The 930-nt window shown below is 43.0% G+C and carries 1 protein-coding gene and 1 pseudogene; one reads left to right on the top strand and one right to left on the bottom strand.

Translation table 11 applies throughout. The annotated features are described in order from the left end of the window. Positions 1 to 83: 83 nt before the first annotated feature. Entirely contained in the window at positions 84 to 377 is a 294-nt protein-coding gene (locus CIK04_RS25330; protein WP_325205812.1) for a hypothetical protein, read from the bottom strand. A gap of 349 nt (positions 378 to 726) precedes the next feature. Here CIK04_RS25330 and CIK04_RS25325 point away from each other — a divergent pair. After that, positions 727 to 930, top strand: a pseudogene (locus tag CIK04_RS25325) (energy-dependent translational throttle protein EttA); the annotation flags it as partial.

Raw genomic sequence — 930 nt, 5'->3', positions numbered from 1 at the left:
AAATGACACCACTTCAGACCATGCTTGTTGGCGATATAAAGCATCAAGATACGGCGACGCGAATACGTTGTAAAACGGGGTAATCACGACTTTGAGTGAATAAATTGTCTCCACTTCTGTTGGCGTTTTTTTGACAGCTGCGCCAGGAAAAAACGGTAATCGAGATAAGGCGTAAGAGCATACTCGTCCAGTTGAGAACGCACTTGTACATAGGCCTCATCGTTTTTGTCATCCAACAGTTTTTGCGCTTGTTCATACAAGACGCGCTGTTTTTCTAATGTCACCACATCCGCTGCACTGACATTCATCGCCACGCCACACAACGCTGCCATCAGCCATTTTGTGGCCGACTCTCTCCCAATATTTTTTAAACTCATTAGCGTCATATCCCCAGTACGTTTTTTACCGCTGATTGCCCATAAGGGTATTAGGGCCAAATAACTCACGATATGCATCCAATTACACCGTTCTGTTATAGTGTTGTAAAGATGACAGATGTAAATAATAGTGATTTCATTTTAATGAAACACAGTTACACATTAATGCGGTCATCGTGTTGTCAATTTTATTCATTTGCAGACCAATCTCTGTGAGCGGAGTAGTGTGGAATGGCCACTGAATTTCTCTTTGGACAGTAACAAATCCTCAGCAGTTGATATAAAATACTGCCTCTATGTGGAATTTAAAATTAGGAACGATCGGCAATGGTCTGAATACGTATATACCATGTCGCGGGTGAGCAAAATCGTGCCACCTAAGCGTCAAATTCTTAAAGACATCTCTCTAAGCTTCTTCCCTGGTGCAAAAATCGGTGTTTTGGGCCTAAACGGTTCAGTAAATCACCTTAATTGCGCATCATGGCAGGTCTGGACACCGATATTGATGGTGAAGCACGTCCACAACCCGGTTTGAAAGTGGGCTACCTTCCAC

Source organism: Vibrio sp. 03_296, assembly GCF_002265885.1.
Note: the sequence above shows the minus strand (reverse complement) of the source record. Positions and strands in the feature narration are given on the sequence as shown.

Bases quoted from the DNA above. Each gene is read 5' to 3' on its own strand.
- CIK04_RS25330 (WP_325205812.1), bottom strand. From the start codon at position 377: ATGAGTTTAAAAAATATTGGGAGAGAGTCGGCCACAAAATGGCTGATG.